Raw genomic sequence first — 17,883 nt, 5'->3', positions numbered from 1 at the left:
TTGGTTTTACGCCACGCTCTGCAAGCCGTTTTTCGGTTTTTCAAGTTGTCCACAGGGCGCCCTCAACGTCCAGCCAGTCTCGACTATCCAATTTTCCACTTCATGAAGTCTCCAGGGTAGCAGAGCTGACCCAAGAACATGCATTTTTGGCGGCACTGCACTTGGGTTTCGTACCATGTCGCGCTTTATGCTGCGACTGCTTCTTCCCAACAGCGTTGCTAGCTCATCAATATCTAAGTATGTTGTCATCTGGCGGCCTACGTAGCACGTCGCAGTCAGGCGGATGTCTGACTTAGCTGCAGTGTGTAGCGTCAGAATTTATACGCTGTGAGGGGTATGAGAATTTGGCTGTCAGGCATGGCAAGGACAAGCGGTCACTCCTGCCCGACGAGCCTAAGCTAAGTCCCGCGACAAATGTCCAAACTACGACTATCGCGAACATACTTTTGTTTGGTCTTAGTCGAAGGCCGAATCTAACGTTGATAGGTAAAAAACCTAGTCCGCTTTTCTTTTGGCAACATTCGCGGTATCGTTACTTTCAATTTTCATCTCAAACCGAAGTTGTCTTACGTTCCGCAAGAAGCAAATGATTCGTACTATAGAAATTCGTGTTGACACATCCTACGGAACCGCCAGTCTCTTGCCAGGACTTCCGGCTGCAGCTACTTGGGACTGTAATGTTGACCTGACCTTGCTTTTGATAGGGAATCTCACGACGCCTCCGCGGTTCAAAGGCCTTAGTTTAAGTAACTATTGGGCATGGATTCGTTACGGTATCGCGATGAATCCTATTGGAGATTTGCGGCTGCGACGTATATGGCGTGATATCGATTCGCATCAGAAAACGATTCTATCGGACGATTTCGGGGTGGGATTTCCGTGCCACTACTTAGTCGACAATCATGGTTTTGAGGCATTTGCCGACACGAAGTATCTTGTAGAGCATTTGCTTAAAGGGTCTGTGTCTTTGCTTGGTTCTGATTCACGTGGCCCCCTCAAGAGCCCAGACTTCATTGCAGTCGACAACCTGGGGCGCCTTCATATTATTGAATGCAAGGGTACGCAATCGTCTAGAGAGGCGCTGAAAAAAGCTATCGGGCGTGGGATTGCCCAAAAGAACAATCTTTCCAATCCTTGGCTGTTCACGTCCTGCATGGTTGGCGGGATTTTCGTGCCTCAACATCAATCTAAGGAGGCTGCAGAGATAGTTTTTGCAGACCCTCCTGCAGATGAAATACTGCGGGCTTTGGCTGAGCTCGGAAGGCCTGCATTACGTAAGGGCGTACGGCGCATTTCGCTTGCAAAGACACTTAGCATGGCTGGGCTTTGGACTGCGGCTTCAGCTATCACAGACGAGCGGGTAAATCCCGATAATGTAAGTTTTGTTCGTAATCTTGCTAAGGGCGAGCTAACGTTTGCTGGCTACTCTAAAGATAGCGCCACGGGAAATTGGAAGCGCAAGATTGAGTTTCGGTCTCTTGACGAGGACACCGAGGAGACCGGCAGGAAAACGCCAGTCATTACTACATTGACGGTAGTCCTACCGTCGACTATTGAGGACCTTTTTGCAGACGCAGTAAGTGATGACGGGTCGGTAAGTCGTACAAAGGTGGATAAATGGATTGCAGCCCGCAGACGGGATACACGCGTACGACGAATTGCTGAGGAAGTCGAGGTAGTAACTCAAGACGGACAGAGGCCACCAGCGCGGGGCAACGTCCGGCGTTCCTTCAACACGTCCTGGAGTAAGGTCGGGTTAGGTGGACCGAATGCTGACAACTCCTCAGCTCGAGGCTGGCAAACTGAGAGCAGCGTTCAATTTATGTTCGAGCGTGCTGAAATCGTTAACGGCTGAGTCCCTAGCCCTAAGCTCAAAAAAAATCTACAGAAACCATATAAATTTGCTCGCCACACTGGTTTTTAGGCCATCTAGGAGCAAAAACGTGAATATTTTATCAAACCTTCCCATCGTTTCGTGCCAACTCGACCTCTCGGACGGGATTGCGGATATTGCATCTTTTCGCTCTGGTGCAGCACGTGCGAACTGGACAAATAGCCAAATTGTAGTAGCGGTTCTAGATGCAGTATATAAAAGTCATCATTTCGATGATGTGGGAGAAGTGCTCTACCAGTACTGTACGGATGAAAGCTGGGCCTGAGACTCTTCGGCTTCGGCGCAACAGCACCTTGCAGTAGCACGAAGTTTGAGTCGACCCATCAGAAGCCTCACTAGCGAAATTGGTGAGGCTTTTCAGGTTTTACTTCCGAAGAACCGTTGCGCAGAGGTATAGGTAGCGGTTGTGTAACCATCCAGATATCTCTAGATACTTAGTCAAGCGTGACAGGCTTGTTGTGGAATTCTAAATAGGGTCCAACGCGAGCTCCGGGCGCAACCCAAAAAAGGTTGTCCCGTATCTCTGCTAAGCCTCGGTCTAGAAGACGGTGAAGGTCTGTTCTCAGGAGTATGCCGTCTGTGGCTTCGTTGTGTAGGCGCCAATCCCTGTCTGGTAGATGGGCCGCATCTAAAACTTCACGTAACGCGACCCCGGAAATTGCGCATTTCCACCCGTGTCGTGCCCCTACTGCCATCCTGAATGCTGCCTGGGCCATACGCACCTCAATCTCGGCAGTAATTTTTTTCGAGCCTACTTTGTTCTGACTTCCATCGCCCTGTTTTGTGCCGCTCAAGACCTCCAAAGGCACTTCAAAAGCTGTTACGACGTCGACGTACCCGGCATCAGGTAAATTACGACTATCTTCAAAGAACATGGTAGGCATCTTCGTTGCTCTCGCGCGCCGTGGCCAACCGCCAATCTGAGCTACGTATGCCTCAACTACTTTGTCGATTGGTAGCGCGACATAGTTAGTTACTCGGTTATCGTACATATGCACGAGCAGTGCATATGTAGCTCCACGCTCCTTTGCATTGGCAGTGCGAGTTGCTACGAAGTCGATGAAGACAGAGTCTGGATTTGCGGCAGGATTGACACCTCCGAGCATTCCGAATTGGATTGCTGAGTAGTCACGTGTGTCCGACCAACCTTGTTTGAGCCAGAAGGTAACTGCCCTTCCATCGCTTCTTTCGACATCAAGGAACTTCATTGCACCGATTCGACGGACGACTACTCTTTGGAAGCCTTTGGCCAACAGTATGGCCGGCAACATCGATAGGAGAAGCTCTTCCTTTGCGTATGACTCTGCACTTCGCGCGACGTCTTTTGCCATAGTGAAAACTGTTTAGTACTAAAGAATAGGAAAGCGAAGTTCGATAACGGTGCTTCGACGGCGCCTTTTACATGGCATTAGTGCTGTGGACACGGTTTGGTCGAGCAGAGCGAGACCGGCCAACGAGAGTGCACTCTACCTGGAGCCGCCGGCCCCAGATAGAGTGTTGGGTGCTGAAGCTGACCTACGTTACCAAGGTTTGGTGGGTTCTACGTGAGCTTTTTCATCGCGTCCTGGTGAAGGCCTTGGTTCACGAGGAGGTGGCGGCGGAGGTGGAGGAGGTGGCGGGGAGGGCTTCTTCGGGTCGGTCATCTTTATCTCCTGGGGTTATGAAACAATTGTCCGGTAGCTCATCCCTCACTTCTTGCTCGCAGCGTTTTAATACACGTATGTTTGGCGTCGTTTCGGGATTCTTGCCGACGAGTGTTTTCTCTCGCTGAAGTGCGCGTCTAAAATCACTCTGTAATGTAGAGTCGTACTTGCCTTTTTGTTCTATCATGGCCTTTATCTCCATGAGGTCATATTCCAAGGCGCGGTAGCCTACGACTACTCCTTCGTATTGCTTGATTTTTCTACCTGGTGCGTACGCGGACTTGATGAGAGTAGATAGGGCTGCCGCGCAGCCTAGCCATTGCCAAGCCATCTTTCCATACTCAGTTTGCCAAAACCATAGTCCGGCGATTGCCGACGTCGGTGCAGAGGCGAGCATAGTAATCTCAAAGAAGGTATTCCATTTCTCTGCCCGCTCCAGGCGCTGGCAGTAATACTTGACGTTGAGCCTTGCTGTTCGAAGCTTGTTATACACACCCCAAACAGGGTGATTCTTTTGAGTCATGGAATGCCTTCAGATTTGAATATCGGCTAGTAGCCGGACCATCCATCACGAGCTGCTTGCTGCGTCGCTTGCTGTGATGCCTGGCAGAGAAGGCGCATATAGTCTTTCGCGCTCCAAGCGCCAAGCCTCGATTTCTGCCAGCTTTTCCTTCATGTACTCAACTGGGTCCCAAGTTGGCCTCTCTGGAGCTTGCAGCTTGACTAGTCCCCTTAGCTGTTCAGCTAAATTCGCAGCTGTTAGTCCTAGTTTGGCGTACTGGAGCATGCGCTCTTCGAATCCTTCAGCAAAGTCTGGAGGCATGGCACTATGCTCGAACGCACCGCTCACTTTCCGCTCCGCGGACTCGGCTCGAGTCGGAAACGCCAGGATTTGGTGCAACAGAGCAGCCGGCAGAGATTTCCACTCAACAGTGAGTTTTTCCGGCTCAAACCTTGGGGTGTCTGTCTGGATGCGATGGTAGCCTTGCTCGTCAGTCTGACCTTGGTATAGGCCGTCATCCGCTACGACGTCAGCGCATTGCTTGGCGTACGCGTCCAAGGCGCAGCTTACGACGACGGCCAAGTACTCCCGCTCTTTTTGGTTTCTTTGTCGGTGAAACCACCACTCCCGAGCTAACGTTAGCACGGAGCCAACTATCACACCAATAAGTCCAAAAACTGCAGCGACCATAGAACACCCAAGTGCTATTTCAATATCGACCAGTTAAGGCAATCGGAAGGGAGCTAGAACTGATGAACCGTGCCTAAGTTTCCGAGCAAGGATAACTTGTCGTGTTGTCAATTGGCAAGTGCTAGTGCGGCGAGCATGGTACTACAATCGAACTGCCGCCGATGGCAATTTCAATCACATTGTTGCTAATTTGTTTGTGTGGTTGACATGAGCCGTTGGTGTCCGTAAAGTGAAGACGTCTTCCCCACTGGACCTGGCTGCACCACTGCACTGCAGGTACTTCATTATGCAAATGACAAACGAAATATCTGCTAAGCAGTCTCAACCCCATTTGGTAGCGCTGCTCCGTGCACGTGAATGCACATACCACGCCGCCAAGTTCACTCAGGGTGGCTTGGTTGTACTCACCATTGCCCTGCCAGTGATGAGTGTGCTTCTCTCACCGCGTTTCCCTCTTTTGAAGCCTTACCTTGCGTTGGCTGCTCTTGTGTTGCTGTTATTGGACACTGGCATCATCGAGCGCGTTCAGAAGGAGCGTGTGAAGAGAGGCGCCAAGCTGATTGAGGAATTTGACACCCAGGTCTTCGGGCTGAAATGGAACCGGTTCGTTGCGGGCCAGCAGGTTGACCACGAGGATGTACGTAGGGCGTCGGCGAAGCTGCTGTCGGCGAAGCGCGAAAGTGAGCTGGCAAGCTGGTACTACGTATGCGCGAGCGAGGTCCCCCTGGCCTTTGGCCGGTTGATTTGCCAGCGCACAAATATTTCGTACGACGCTCGCATGCGGAAGAAATACGGTAGCACGTTGCTCTACGGCGCGATTGGCTTGGGTGTCGTGCTGATTGTAGTTGGCCTTATTTTCAACATGAACCTATCTGAGCTGATGCTTGCAGTAGGGTTGCCCTTCGCGCCGTTTTTTACCTGGGTGCTTCGTGAGCAGCGTAAGTAGCTGGACACGGCGACGACGCTGGCAACGCTCAAATCCGAGTTCGAGAAGATGTGGGACAAGGCCTTGGGCGGCGCGACAGAGGCGGAGATGGAGCAAAGCTCGCGGGACTTACAGAACGCAATTTATCAACACCGCGCTAGTTCGCCTTTAGTCTTTGACTGGGTGTACAACTGCTTGCGCTCCGGGAACGAGGATGAGGCGGAGCACGCTGCGCAACAGCTAGTTGCGCAGGCAAAGTCAGCTATCGCAAAAAATGTAGGGGTCAGTAATGAAGTTGCTTGAACATTTCAGAACGTTTTTGAACGACGATGTCAATCTGAACACGTCTCGAATTGACTTGCTCGAGAGCAGTATCGAAGCGGTGCAAAAAGCCGTCACGGCAAGTGACTGGGGCCCGGAGATTATCAAGTTTGCTCCGCACGGCTCTTGGGCTCACCAGACCATCATCAAGCCTATGGCCGGCAAGGAGTTCGACGCCGACCTGGTTGTCTTCGTAAAGCCGAAGTCCGGGTGGACGGCCAAGGATTACGTCAACAAGCTGGCTTCGGCCCTGCGTGCTAATGGTACGTACAGCGACAAGCTCTGCTGCTACTCCCACTGTGTGACGATTGAGTACGCAGGTGAACGTCGTATCGACATCGCTCCCTGTGTCGTCGACCGGGAGTACTACGGCCGTTACGAGGTTTGCAACAAAACTACTGATACGTTCGAGGCTTCTGCACCGCTAGCCTATACAGACTGGGTAGTTACGAAAAATGGTATTGCTGGTGGCAACGACTTGAAGAAAGTCACGCGGCTTCTGAAGTACCTTCGCGATATCAAAGGGAATTTCACATGCCCATCCTTTCTGTTCACGACTTTGCTGGGTAACCGGGTCCAAGAGAATGACCGTGATACCGCAGCGTTTTCAGACCTCCCGACTACTCTCAAGACCCTGGTCGGACGTCTCGATGACTGGCTGCAGATGAACCCCTACGTGCCCTACCTATCGAACCCGGTACTTCCTACCGAGAACCAGAGTCGTGTCTGGGACCAGATGCAATACTCGAACTTCCGTGACAAGATTAATCTATACCGCGGCTGGATTGACGATGCCTACAATGAACAGGACCGTGATGAGAGTATCGGTAAGTGGCAACGGGTCTTTGGAGATAAATTTGCAGCTGGGGAGGCTAAAGAGTCTTCGCGTATTAGTGAGTCTGTAGCCAGGTCCGATGGTGCGATTGTTGTGGCTGGTCACTTCAGGGATTTAGTTGAGAAGGTGAAGTCAATCGGGGAGAAGGCCCTGCCTGCAAGAATTCTCAGGCTGCCTTATATCGAGAGGCCAAAATGGCGCCCGGCTTCGACGATGGCAACGGTTAAGATTCAAGCTGAACTCTATGGAGGTAGATATTCTACTGGAATCCGACAAGTTCGCTCGCTCGAGCCTTTGCAAGCAAACTACTGGATTAAGTTTGCAGCAGTGAACAACGTTGGAGTTCCGTTCTCATCAGACTATTCGGTCGAGTGGAGAATTACCAACACTGACAAAGCTGCCTACGATGCGCAGCAGTTACGAGGCGACTTTTATCCTTCTGAACAAGGCTATACTCGGATGGAGCAGTTAGCGTACCGAGGCGTTCACTTAGTGGAAGCATTCCTTGTGAAAAAGAGCAACAAGCGGTTGGCCGGTCAATCACAGCCATTTTACGTTGTGGTCGAATAAAATTTAAAAGCTCGCTCCGTAGGGGCGCTTGGAGTTTGCATGGCGAGATTAGGCTTTGATAGGCGTACCGGGCTCATCTATGAGGGTGTGGCCGACCCCACTCATCCGGTGTGGCCTACGCCGACGCTCTCTCAAGCGACATTAATAGAGAAGCCTGAGGACCTGGCGCAACTTCCAAGTGCCTTCGACTCCAGTCCCTTTGGATGGACATTCGTAGATGGTAGCTTCGACCCAGGAAGCCGATACGGCGCGGCCGGCTGTTTCAAAAATTTGGTAACTCTGGGTGGGAGATGGTGCAAGTCGAGGCCCATCTGCAATCAATTCTGACCTACTAAAGGCAGCGAACAACAACGGCCGCGTAGAAAAGAGCTCAGCCTTTTCATTGAATGCACAGACCTGCTTCTAAAGCCTAATCAGGGCGCGGGGCTTCAGCTTGCTTTAGGGCGGCGAGACGGTCATTCCCTATGGCGTATTCTTCAAACCGAGCGAATAGCCTCGGGCGACGTGTTGGTGACTCTCAGGGCGGAATCCGCGTTCGGAGTGATACCGCCTCTTGACATCTCACGGATTCCAGCCGGTGGTTTGACTGCCGTCCAAACTGCATTAGACCGAGTGATAAACTCAGCTTACAGGGAACTTCCTCAATCAGTTGTAGACCATTGTCGGAACGCAGCGGTGAGGCTTGTGTCACGTTGGATGCAGACCGTAACTTCGGCAGAAAAACCGGTTGAGCAGGATTTGGGAATCTGGATAAAGACGATAAAAAATTTTTCGGTGATGAACAACGGGTAGCTTTGCGAAGTGCATTAGAAACAATCAACAGGTTGCACCCGCGCGGAAAGCACAACGAGTTACTTAAATATTCATTGCGTAATGTTGATGAGCTCGATGCCGATTATGCGGTACACGCTTTGGATTTTGTAATCCGAGAAATAAATTGGGGCCGGTAGAATTCTTTTATAGGAATTTTGGAAAATCACTTGCATAAACATTCCTTGTGTATTTTCATCTGCTGGCGGGTGGAAACCATTTATTTCAGGCGACCTGCCAAAGAGTTAAGGTTCTAAGCACAACTCTAGCTAACGTACCTAGCAAGTTCTGCTGTGTTTCGCAGCCATTTTGGTATAAATCTTATCATCTTCACAATGTGAGTGAGGTTGACATTTCTGTCAAAACCACATACCCTTAGGAGAAATATTGTACGAAAGATAGAAAAATGGTCACCGAGGGATTTTATAAGCAGATTGGCTCTTCGTTGCGCGTCGCCCGGGAAGAGCGAAAAATGACGCAGGGCGAGCTGGCCAGTGCCGTTGGGCTATCTCGCACATCCCTAACAAATATTGAATTAGGTAGACAAAGAATTTTGGTGGACCAACTTGTAGATTTGGCGGAGGCGCTTCATATCTCGGTCGCCAGGTTGATACCAGAACGTCCCACAGGAATTTCTCATTATGAGTCGACGCAATTAGAGTCTATGCCGGCCGTCACTGACTTCCTTAATAATCTGCGCTCTCACAATAGAACTACGTGAACACTGTAGCTCGCCCTCGTTATTCTGTCATTGCAAGAGAGGTTTCCGCATTACTTGCGAAGCTTCCTAGTCAGAATGCTCCAATCCCCGTGGATAAGCTTGCTGGTTTATGCGGAGCTACCATTGTCTATAATGATTTCAAAGATGAGATATCCGGTCTTCTTTTCAGGGATGCCGGTAAGCTCATCATCGGCGTAGCAAGTGAACAATCAGTGGTGCGCCAACGATTCACTATTGCTCACGAACTTGGTCATGCATTACTTCATCAAATTTCAACAGTACACATAGATAAAAGTTTTAGTGTAATGTTTCGGTCGGCGGCGTCCTCGACAGCGCAAGATGTTCATGAAATTGAAGCGAATACGTTTGCCGCAGAGTTATTAATGCCAGAATCACTGCTAAAAACTGACCTGCTTACATTGAAGCTCGATATGGAAGACGACGAGCAGCTTTCGGCGCTGGCTGAGCGGTATGGAGTAAGTACCCAAGCACTCACTTACAGGCTGTTAAATTTAATCTCTCGCAATCGGCTACTAATCTAAATTTGAGATATCGAAGTCGGTAAAGACCAAATACCGGATTTCCCAAGCTTCGGTGGTCGGAACGGTTCGATGTCTACGACGATAGGGCGACTAGGCGGCGTGATTGCATCGCCAACGCGCGGAGCGCCGGCGATTGCTTGGCCGACGAAAGAGTTTAGACGTTCGTGAGCTAACTGTGCGGCCTCGACCGCAGTAGAAGTACCCAAGGCATTTCGTGCAGCAGACAGCGCTGAGAATCTCTCTCCAAGCGCAGCTTGAACTGTTGCTGAGAGATTCGCAAAATTTGCTCCGACGCTTTGACGGATTGCTTCCGAACTCTTGTTCAACTGCTTAGCCAGAGCAGACAAGTATTTGGCCAATGCTGAGCCGAGGATAGGCAAAGAGCTGATGTTCGCGGAGGAGGTAAGTTCACATGCCTGACCAACAGCTTTGGCCAAGGCAGCGACGTCGGCCTCAGTAAGACTGCTGAAGGACTCTTCAGTCAATGCAGGTACACAATCTCCAGTCTCATCAATGCATACTAGACGCAAGATACCAAGCTTGCCGAGTTCGTTATAGTCTGTCTCGGCACCAGAAGTGTTCTCCTTGAGATACTTGTTGAAAACAGGTAAGTCGCCTGTAACGATATGCCGGGCAAAAAACCGACCTTGCGCTATCTCAACAGGAACGCGGTTACGGCGCCGTAAAACGAACGGCTTTGGTTGATTGTCGTTAGAACTCTCCTGTTCGGCCACTCGCCCTCCACTGGTCATATTGGTCGTTAAAATTTTGATTCTGAACAGCTCATGCACTTAGGTAGCTGAAGCTACTTGAACAACATAGGGGCGTCTGCCTTAGCTTGCCTATCGTGGAGGAGCACCGCCCAACCACGCGGTACACGACTTAATATGTTGAAACAATTTCAACTTTCTTGAGTTATACTGTTTTTATATACAGTGTAACTTAGCTATGCTCTTCAATCTAGAAGATTAAACTAGGGTAGTGAGCTAGAACTCCGTTCGCAGCAATGCAGTCCGGCCAATACCTCGCTTGCTAAGGTGCTGAGCTCCACTAGCAGGGTCTGATGTCGTAGTGCCAAGAGTTGCCCAATACCGGACCGCACTCTAGTGTTGCGTTTGCGACAATGGTCAGGAGAGATGAGCAAGTTTTTCTCTACAGCTGCTATACTGCTCGGTTCTTCGAGATAGTTAGAGGCGGTACCTTGATTTCAGCAAGGCGTAGGAAGTTACTGGACTCTCACAGCAGGGCCTATGTTGTAGGAAACGGACGCCGAACCGGTAACGAGTACTTGGTAGGCTACTGCTTGCGTTCGGGTAAAGTGTTGGGTCGACATACGAGCAATCATCCTAGCAAGGTAGCTATACCAAACAGCATGGTGACACGGCTGTCGGACAAGCGCGGTCGAGGTGTGATTCATCACAACCATCCAGGCGGCTCCAGCTTATCCTCTGGAGACCTGCGCAACTTGGCCCACCTTCCAGGGACGCTGTTCAAGTACGCACATGGGCACTCGGGGGAGTGGTATCGAGCAGAGACTCTGCGCAAGCGAGACTTTGCGCGGTTGCTCGAGGCCGGCTACATGAAGTTTGCGAAGGTACGTGTGGAGCCTGGTATGATGAAGAGCATCCCTAACGAATTCGTCAACCACATCTTGAACTTGGGGTATGATAGGGCCAAGCTCATTCGTTACACGTATGAACTTAGCAGGGAGCAGAAGTTGCGTTATAATCTCGTTCCTTCTGCCGACATTGAAGTACTCATCAACGCCGTTGTGATTGGCGTAGCTCAGAAAGGAGCTTGATATGATTTTTCTTGAAAGCCCAATCTTGGGCGAACCAAAAGAAGCTTGGACTGCTTGGCTGGCAGAACTTCGTACGATGGACCAGCGGGATGAGTCGGTAAAGTTTGCCATCCGCAACGCAGAAATCAGCATTGACGCTATGGAGCAAGCCGAGGCTCAGTACGAAGCCTGCGCTGCTTGACTAGTCCGCTACTTAACGAAAGCCGAGCTTTGTAGCTCGGCTTTTTTGTTAGTGTTCGGCGCTTACACTCGGGCACAGATGCACAGATGCACAGATGCACAGATGCACAGATGCACGCCGTTCGCGTTAGCAGGCGTCCATGTAACTGCAGCTATCGCGGCTCTACCTATATGGCCTCTCGGCCTTCTCAGATGAGTTCGTCTTGAGTCGAGCTCAGCCTCTTAGATTTCTCACAGTTCTGTGATGGGACAAGCCACATTGTCTCTGGAGCCGGTGTTGATGACTTCCGGCAAAGGGAAGCTTAGCTTGCTAACGTCCCCTTCTTGACACCCCCTAAGCGCGGGAGAACAATGGCTTGACCTTCTATGACACTATGAACTGGAGGAGCCATGTCTAGGCTGATTCGCAAAATTCCACTCGGTAAGCTCAGTGGTGGTGCTCAGGACGATGTTGAGCTCGTACTTGCTCGCGACGTCTTAAAGCTAGAGAGGGAGATGGGGCAACCCATGCATACTCTGAACATACCAAGCCTGGTTAAACGGCTTAACCAGGAGCATGAGTTTGTTGAGCCACACAATGTGCCGGCGTTGGCGGCGAACGTCGAACGTGCTTACGGCTATGTTGCAGAACAGGTGCCGCTTAAGATTTCTCAGGCAGGCTACAAAAGCTACCAAGCTGATGAAGCAGTGAAGGCGGTTCGTCAGTCTGTGGGACGGCTTGGCGCCACCGCTAAAGAAATTCTTTCCAAGTCTCACCCTGCTTGAGTCGGCGCCGCCAGTAGGACGCATCCAAGTGAGCCTGATGAGGTCTTGTGTAAAGGCGTTGCAGAGCACACTTCAATTGGAGATTAGTTAATAGACCCGTTGGTGATAGCCAGCGGGTCTTGTGAGCGTACATGAGCCAAGTGCAAAAATGTAGGCCGCACAGGGTCACCCACGAGGGCTTGACATCACTTTTTAGGCGCTACAGTAAATGACGAGCGTTGAGCACGTGGAGCCGTGAAGAGGAAGGCCTTATCGCCCTTGACGTTCCACACAGTCTCTTGCAGACCCCAATGGATGTTGTGTTGCGGGGCCATATTTGACATTTTTCCGACCGTATAGTTGCCCGGGTTCGTCCACAAGACCACATAGTCGCCCTTTTTCACCGTCAAGATGGGGAAGAAGAAGACATGGCGAAGCTTGTTGGAAGGTGTCTCATTGGAGCCGTAGGTGCTGTCGGTGAGAAGGTAGTCGCCGACGTTGCAGTCGGCCTCAGCCTTTAGGAGCACGTGCTCACTCTTGATGTCACCGGTGTTGTTGATAGAGATAATTTTCAGCATTTGTAGTTCTTTAGCAAGGTTTATTGGACGGGAGTGTCCAACCATGCAAATGGGAACTGTGTGCAAAATTGCAAGACCTGCCGGCGCTTGGCGTGGCTCAACTCCTAATAGCTTCCATACTGGAAGGTGCTAGAAGCAGCTCGTTGGAATGCATCATCTGCCTTAGCGCAAAGGTACATAATGAACCATTGCTTAAATTGCAAGCGTAATTCTCAATGCCGCGGCTGAAATATGAAGCCAATTTGCCTGCCTTAACGACTACCCCATAATCAAAACCTGGACCACGGTCCCCAACCGCAACTCGTGGAAAACCCTACGTCCTCCGCGAGGTCTTTCGCATCGTTTGCTACCTCGATGATAGGCTTAAGCACTTTGTGAGCACGTATCACAAACTGGCCAAGCTCAGTGCCCATCACGGCTGGACCAGCAGCACCCCGGGACGGGATGGAGGCAATAATCGTCTTGATGGCGGTTTCCTTCAGCCACTGCTCAGCCTCGCGGCGGATTGCGTTGACTGCAGTAGTCTTGATGTCTAGATTTGTTCGGGATAGTGTATGAGCGATGGCGTATACTTAGTCGATGACCAGTCGCCCTATCCTCTACCTCGACTACGATGGCGTCTTGCACCCAGCTGACGTTCGGGTTACTCGTGACGCGTCACAGCAGCCGCAAGTCTACATCCGAGGAAGACCCAGCTCTCATCCGCTTTTTGAGCACACCCAGTTGCTGGAATCCCTCTTGGAGCCGTTCCCAGCGCTGCGCATCATCCTTGCAACCTCATGGGTCAAAGAATTTGGTTTTGAATACGCGCTCGAGCAGCTAACGCCGAGCCTAAAGGCGCGAGTTGTCGGCTCGACTTGGCGCCAAGGGATGGGGTTCGAGCCTCCGGCCCGTTACTACTGTATTCAAATAGATGCCGAGGAACGTAGGATTGAACGCTGGCTCGCTCTAGATGACGACCTGTATTGTTGGCCGGACAACGAACTGCATCGAGTTGTCGCCCCAACAGACCGAATACTTGGGCTCGCCGAACCAGGCATCGCGGAACAGCTCAAAACAAGCTCGCAGCACTTTGCGCTTAAACAACATCTTTGGACGCTGCGGTGCGAGCGGTAACATCCTATTTTATTGAATTGCTGAGAAAACCGCAGTCGGCTACCAGCCAATTTGGTACCATAGTGATTGCCACTGGGAAACCATCTAGCGGTCAGTTGCTAGGAGATTTGGTATGAAAAACCTTGGCACTTCCAGTACGTTAACAGCTTTGCAGCGCGTCCCCTTGGTCACTCTGTTGAGTGAGTAGTCCAGCTTCTTATAGGCCGCCAGAAACGCCGCACAATCTTTTCTGTTCATCGCCAGTACCAGTGTCGAGTTCAGAAAAGAATACGTGGAAACTCCGAAGTAGGTGGAGGGCTGAGTGCTGCTGCCCGGCGCTATTGGATGCTGTATGAGCAGACCCACGTTCACCTGGCTGCTCTTCGCCTCAGTAGGCAGAGTAAGGAACAGGCTAAGCGCGGTCGTCATTGCAAGCTTGCGATTCATCGTGTCTCCATTTTCTTCAGTTCTAGGTATAGCAAGGAAAGTTAAATCAGATGTTCCGTCGTATGTCTCAAGTAGCCTCTCCACTTCTTATTCTTATAGCAGTGGCACTATGTCCAACGGCAGCGAAGGCAGCATCTTTCGCCTGTGGCGGTAAGCTCACTACTGTTGAGAAAGCAATTTGTAAAGACCCGCGGTTGTCTCAACTCGATGAGCGTATGTACGCTCTGTATGTGCCGATTAAGAAGGCATATCCCGATGCAGTTCTATCTCAGCGCGATTGGCTAAAATACGGGCGCAATCGTTGTGCCGACAGCGTGTGCCTGATTCAAGCGTATGAATCACGGATTCGGCAATTTGAACTTGGCACGTTTAGGAACTGGGCAGCTATAAACATGCCTGAGATGGCGGCTGTCGGAGCTGTCACGGTGGGAGTGAACTACCAAGCTTCGACAAAAGGTTCAGCTGCGGCTGCGCAGTGGATGCGCCAGAACAAGATTTTGGAGAATGGGTTGGCATTCGCCAGAGCAAGATACCCGTATCCTTCTAATCTCCAGCTCGTCGCAATGAACTGCAAGACGCCAAACGCGTTCTATCTGTGGGAGCGCGAGGCCGTTGTGTTCTGCTACGAGCTAACGGAACGCCTTATTCAGCAGTACCAGAATGCATTGTCCGACCGGCAAACGACAGAACCGCAAGCATTGCAACGACTACTTTATGCAGTCCATTACGTACTTCAGCACGAGCTCGGACATGCAGCGCTTCACAATCGACGGGCAAGAAAGAACTTCGGCAACCAGGAGAGCGAAGCTGACAACTTTGCTGCGGTGAGTTTGATTTCGTCATCCAGAAACGATGCAGACCTTATCGACATGCTCTTTGGAGTCAAATATTTCTCTGACGTGTTTCGACAGCAAGGGCTGACACTTGACGCACTGACGGATGAGCACGATTTGTCGGAGCGCCGCTACTACGCCTTCGCATGCTTGGCTGCCGGCGCTAACGCTAAAGTCGCACAGCAATTTATGCTAGTTGCTCAGTTTTCGGAAGCTAAGATTAGGAAGTGTCAAGCCGATTGGCGTCACGGCAAGGAAGCAATGGGCAACCTTAACACCCAGATGGCGTCAACTCGATAATGGAATCGCCAGGCTTCCTTCAAGGTGCCCTGGGGCGCCTGCAGCAGACTGCAGCCATACAAAAATAGCTTGGATTTATGAGCGAAAACGGTCCAAGTAACAGTGTTCCATTGGCCGAGCGTCATTGCTCTGTAGAGCAGCTGCTGGGTAGATGCGTACTCAAGCTGCAGGAGTATGAGTCGCTCTTGAAGCGAATCCTGCCGTACGCTGTTGTCTCCGGAGAGCCGGAAGGCTTGTCCGCTTCGCTAGCGGCAACTAGCTCATCGCTTCAAAACAGTATGCTAGGTAACCTGGTCGGAGCGTTGACAAAAACTTTCTTGACTACCGAAACCGTTGATGACAAAGACCTTGACGTCCAAGCAGACATCGGCGATACAGCGTGGGTTACATTACGAACTCAGGTTGTACTCGATGCCCAGCGCTATCAAGAAGCAAAGGCCGCTCTGAAAGAACTGGTGACTTTGCGCAACGAATTGATACACCATTTCATAGAGCAGCACGACCTGAAGAGCGATGAGGGCAGTAAGAAAGCTGAGGCCTATTTAGAACACAGCTATATTCGCATTGAAGGGCACCTCCTTATGCTTCGCGCATGGACCAGTGCATTGGTCCATGCGCACACGGTGATGGCTTCGGTCGTGCAGGATTCAGTATTCGAAGACCTTATTGACGGCATCGCGCCAGATGGCAGCATCGCATGGACTAGGAGCGGCATCGTACAAGCACTTCGAGAAGCAGAGGAGCTGCTAGCCGTGAGAGGTTGGACTCCCTTAAGCAATGCAATTGCTTGGATAGGCCATGCAGCTCCTACTCATTTCCCAAAGCGATACCACTGCAGCAGTTGGCGACAAGTGCTGCATGAATCCAAACAGTTCGAGGTCCGAAGAGATATGCCTGCCGAACAGGGTTCAGGAGTAAACCAAGCTACTGCAGTGTGGTACCGCAGCCGTAGAACATCTTAAGCAGCTGACTTCGAAAAATAACGCCTTCATCTGCTAATTACGTTGCCCAACCCTTCAATGGCGAGAGTACGTAGTAACAAAATCAAGAACAAAGTCTTGCTTTCTTGGTGGAAAACCGGCTATTGCTGTGCAAGTAGTAGAGCAGTGTCACTACTTTCAGCCTTGTTCGACACTAGCCTTGACAATGCTATGTCGCAACGTGCTTAACCTCTGCTATGAACATGGCTTGAATCTCCACATTAAGGCGCGTTGAGAGGTTCCAAAGTTAGCTTGCGAGTGACTTTATGTTTGACGATTCTAGTAATGCAACGATGTCAAGCACTGTTTCTGCCTCGAAGGTTCAGCTCTCCAAGTGCTCTGCTTGCTGGTTTCGTTCACATGCAACTGGATGTCCTCCCTACATCTGCGTGCGATTAAGATTGCATCCACGTACACTCTGTCACCATGTTCACTTCACCTACAAAACGCCTGAAACGCGAGAAGTTTGTGTGCATGAGGATGAGTTCGACACTGGGGGCTTTATGAGCATACTTTCGGACCAACTCATGCGAGCCAGGAGCGCTGCCGGCATGAGCCAGGCGGATTTAGCAAAAAAAGCGGGAGTTAGCAGGCGGAGCATAGCCGACATCGAAGCCGGTCAGGTCGACCCGAAAGTAGACACTTTACTATCAATATCCCGTGCACTTGGGATGGAAGCTATGCTAGTGCCGACGCGGCTCCGGCAGGAAGTAGAAAATTTTATCCGGTCTGGTGGGAAAATTATTGGCCAGCCGCCAGGGGTTGGGGCCCCGCTATCCATCGTAGACGAACTGCTGAGAACTCGAAGATAAACGTTAGAGGAATGTAGCTGACAGCAGCACGGTCGCTACTATAAGTCCACCTACGACCCCGAAGCGCCCGAGAAAAATGATAAGCCTAATGCGGCCTCTTGACGTTGATAGAAGCTGTTTCAGCATGACACCTGATGAACGACGAGCCAACACTCTACCTCGACTATGATGGGGTACTTCACCCTGCAGACGTGCGCGTGAATCGGGAAGGGTTACGCATACCGCAAGTCTACATCAAGGGCAAGCCCTCGTCGCATCCATTGTTCGAACACCTCGGGCTGCTCGAGGCAATCTTAGAGCCGTTTCCCAGCCTTCGCATCATTCTCGCGACATCTTGGGTCAGGGAGTTTGGTTATGAATTCGCTCTGAGTTGTCTAACACCAAAGCTGAAAGCGCGCGTAGTTGGTTCGACCTGGCAGCCCACGATGCGCTTTGAGCCGCCTGCTCGTTACTACAGCATCCAGATTGATGCCGAGGAGCGCGGCCTAGCAAAGTGGATAGCGCTCGACGACGACCTTTACTGCTGGCCTGACAGTGAACTACATAGGGTAGTCGCCCCAACTGACCGATTACTAGGACTTGCTGAACCAGGAATCGCAGAAGAGCTGGCGGATAAGTTGCGCGAGTTCTAGTGTACACCTGCACAGGGCGCGAAAATGC

18 protein-coding genes and 1 pseudogene are annotated in these 17,883 nt (G+C 51.0%); 14 read left to right on the top strand and 5 right to left on the bottom strand.

The annotated features are described in order from the left end of the window. The first annotated feature begins 586 nt into the window (after window positions 1-586). Window positions 587-1,855: a hypothetical protein gene (locus LO55_RS26250; RefSeq protein ID WP_143054476.1), complete on the top strand. Its 1,269-nt coding sequence runs from the start codon at window positions 587-589 to the stop codon at window positions 1,853-1,855. Between the two features lie 88 nt (window positions 1,856-1,943). After that, window positions 1,944-2,159: a hypothetical protein gene (locus LO55_RS26245; protein WP_143054475.1), complete on the top strand. Its 216-nt coding sequence runs from the start codon at window positions 1,944-1,946 to the stop codon at window positions 2,157-2,159. A 169-nt stretch (window positions 2,160-2,328) separates the two neighbouring features. On the opposite strand, the gene LO55_RS26240 is transcribed toward LO55_RS26245, so the two are convergent. Both LO55_RS26240 and LO55_RS26235 read right to left on the bottom strand, forming a co-directional pair. Continuing rightward, window positions 2,329-3,102 (bottom strand): HNH endonuclease signature motif containing protein, encoded by a 774-nt coding sequence (locus tag LO55_RS26240; RefSeq protein WP_143054474.1) that lies wholly within the window; start codon window positions 3,100-3,102, stop codon window positions 2,329-2,331. Window positions 3,103-3,475: 373 nt separating this feature from the next. Beyond that, window positions 3,476-4,060, bottom strand: coding sequence for a hypothetical protein (locus tag LO55_RS26235; protein ID WP_143054473.1), 585 nt, complete (start codon window positions 4,058-4,060; stop codon window positions 3,476-3,478). A 955-nt stretch (window positions 4,061-5,015) separates the two neighbouring features. On the opposite strand from LO55_RS26235, the pseudogene LO55_RS06325 reads away from it, so the two are divergent. The 4 genes and pseudogenes from LO55_RS06325 (at window position 5,016) to LO55_RS25725 (ending at window position 9,453) form a co-directional block, all read left to right on the top strand. Continuing rightward, window positions 5,016-5,957, top strand: a pseudogene (locus LO55_RS06325) (S-4TM family putative pore-forming effector). Beyond that, the gene (locus LO55_RS06320; RefSeq protein ID WP_071360844.1) at window positions 5,944-7,380 is read left to right on the top strand and encodes an SMODS domain-containing nucleotidyltransferase; all 1,437 of its coding nucleotides are present in this window, start codon (window positions 5,944-5,946) and stop codon (window positions 7,378-7,380) included. Before LO55_RS06325 ends, LO55_RS06320 begins: the two are co-directional and overlap by 14 nt. Window positions 7,381-8,596: 1,216 nt before the next feature. Further along, window positions 8,597-8,911 (top strand): helix-turn-helix domain-containing protein, encoded by a 315-nt coding sequence (locus LO55_RS27340; RefSeq protein WP_083415204.1) that lies wholly within the window; start codon window positions 8,597-8,599, stop codon window positions 8,909-8,911. Continuing rightward, window positions 8,908-9,453, top strand: a complete 546-nt coding sequence (locus LO55_RS25725) for an ImmA/IrrE family metallo-endopeptidase (protein ID WP_083415202.1) — start codon at window positions 8,908-8,910, stop codon at window positions 9,451-9,453. The genes LO55_RS27340 and LO55_RS25725 overlap by 4 nt, the downstream gene beginning before the upstream one ends. Here LO55_RS25725 and LO55_RS26230 read toward each other — a convergent pair. Beyond that, the gene (locus tag LO55_RS26230) at window positions 9,450-10,244 is read right to left on the bottom strand and encodes a hypothetical protein (protein ID WP_143054471.1); all 795 of its coding nucleotides are present in this window, start codon (window positions 10,242-10,244) and stop codon (window positions 9,450-9,452) included. The genes LO55_RS25725 and LO55_RS26230 overlap by 4 nt on opposite strands. 581 nt (window positions 10,245-10,825) lie before the next feature. Between LO55_RS26230 and LO55_RS06315 the strand changes: the two genes are divergently transcribed. From LO55_RS06315 to LO55_RS06305, 3 genes are all read left to right on the top strand, one after another. Next, window positions 10,826-11,254, top strand: a complete 429-nt coding sequence (locus tag LO55_RS06315) for a hypothetical protein (protein WP_143054470.1) — start codon at window positions 10,826-10,828, stop codon at window positions 11,252-11,254. Window position 11,255: 1 nt separating this feature from the next. Then, window positions 11,256-11,435 (top strand): hypothetical protein, encoded by a 180-nt coding sequence (locus LO55_RS06310; RefSeq protein WP_071360842.1) that lies wholly within the window; start codon window positions 11,256-11,258, stop codon window positions 11,433-11,435. A 389-nt stretch (window positions 11,436-11,824) separates the two neighbouring features. Beyond that, window positions 11,825-12,199, top strand: coding sequence for a hypothetical protein (locus LO55_RS06305; RefSeq protein WP_071360841.1), 375 nt, complete (start codon window positions 11,825-11,827; stop codon window positions 12,197-12,199). 185 nt (window positions 12,200-12,384) lie between these two features. Here the strand turns inward: LO55_RS06305 and LO55_RS06300 are convergent, their stop codons facing one another. Further along, the gene (locus LO55_RS06300; protein WP_071360840.1) at window positions 12,385-12,756 is read right to left on the bottom strand and encodes a lamin tail domain-containing protein; all 372 of its coding nucleotides are present in this window, start codon (window positions 12,754-12,756) and stop codon (window positions 12,385-12,387) included. A gap of 579 nt (window positions 12,757-13,335) precedes the next feature. Between LO55_RS06300 and LO55_RS06295 the strand changes: the two genes are divergently transcribed. Further along, window positions 13,336-13,872, top strand: coding sequence for an HAD domain-containing protein (locus LO55_RS06295; RefSeq protein ID WP_071360839.1), 537 nt, complete (start codon window positions 13,336-13,338; stop codon window positions 13,870-13,872). An 84-nt stretch (window positions 13,873-13,956) separates the two neighbouring features. Here the strand turns inward: LO55_RS06295 and LO55_RS06290 are convergent, their stop codons facing one another. Further along, the gene (locus tag LO55_RS06290) at window positions 13,957-14,298 is read right to left on the bottom strand and encodes a hypothetical protein (RefSeq protein WP_071360838.1); all 342 of its coding nucleotides are present in this window, start codon (window positions 14,296-14,298) and stop codon (window positions 13,957-13,959) included. Between the two features lie 50 nt (window positions 14,299-14,348). Here LO55_RS06290 and LO55_RS06285 point away from each other — a divergent pair, with 50 nt between their 5' ends. The 4 genes from LO55_RS06285 to LO55_RS06280 all read left to right on the top strand — a co-directional run bounded on the left by LO55_RS06285 (window position 14,349) and on the right by LO55_RS06280 (window position 17,855). Beyond that, window positions 14,349-15,431, top strand: a complete 1,083-nt coding sequence (locus LO55_RS06285; protein ID WP_083415200.1) for a DUF4344 domain-containing metallopeptidase — start codon at window positions 14,349-14,351, stop codon at window positions 15,429-15,431. A gap of 185 nt (window positions 15,432-15,616) precedes the next feature. Continuing rightward, entirely contained in the window at window positions 15,617-16,393 is a 777-nt protein-coding gene (locus tag LO55_RS26225; protein ID WP_143054468.1) for an OST-HTH/LOTUS domain-containing protein, read from the top strand. A gap of 284 nt (window positions 16,394-16,677) precedes the next feature. Beyond that, window positions 16,678-17,223 carry a helix-turn-helix domain-containing protein gene (locus tag LO55_RS27270; RefSeq protein ID WP_307188241.1) on the top strand — a complete coding sequence of 182 codons (546 nt, stop codon included), beginning with the start codon at window positions 16,678-16,680 and terminating at the stop codon, window positions 17,221-17,223. 134 nt (window positions 17,224-17,357) lie between these two features. Beyond that, complete coding sequence (locus tag LO55_RS06280; RefSeq protein ID WP_071360836.1) at window positions 17,358-17,855, top strand: HAD domain-containing protein; 498 nt, start codon at window positions 17,358-17,360, stop codon at window positions 17,853-17,855. Window positions 17,856-17,883 lie beyond the last annotated feature (28 nt).

Source organism: Massilia timonae, from assembly GCF_001866515.1.
In the GTDB taxonomy this organism is placed as follows: domain Bacteria; phylum Pseudomonadota; class Gammaproteobacteria; order Burkholderiales; family Burkholderiaceae_D; genus Telluria; species Telluria timonae.
The sequence above is the reverse complement of the archived record's forward strand: the minus strand, read 5'-3'. Positions and strand labels throughout refer to the sequence as shown.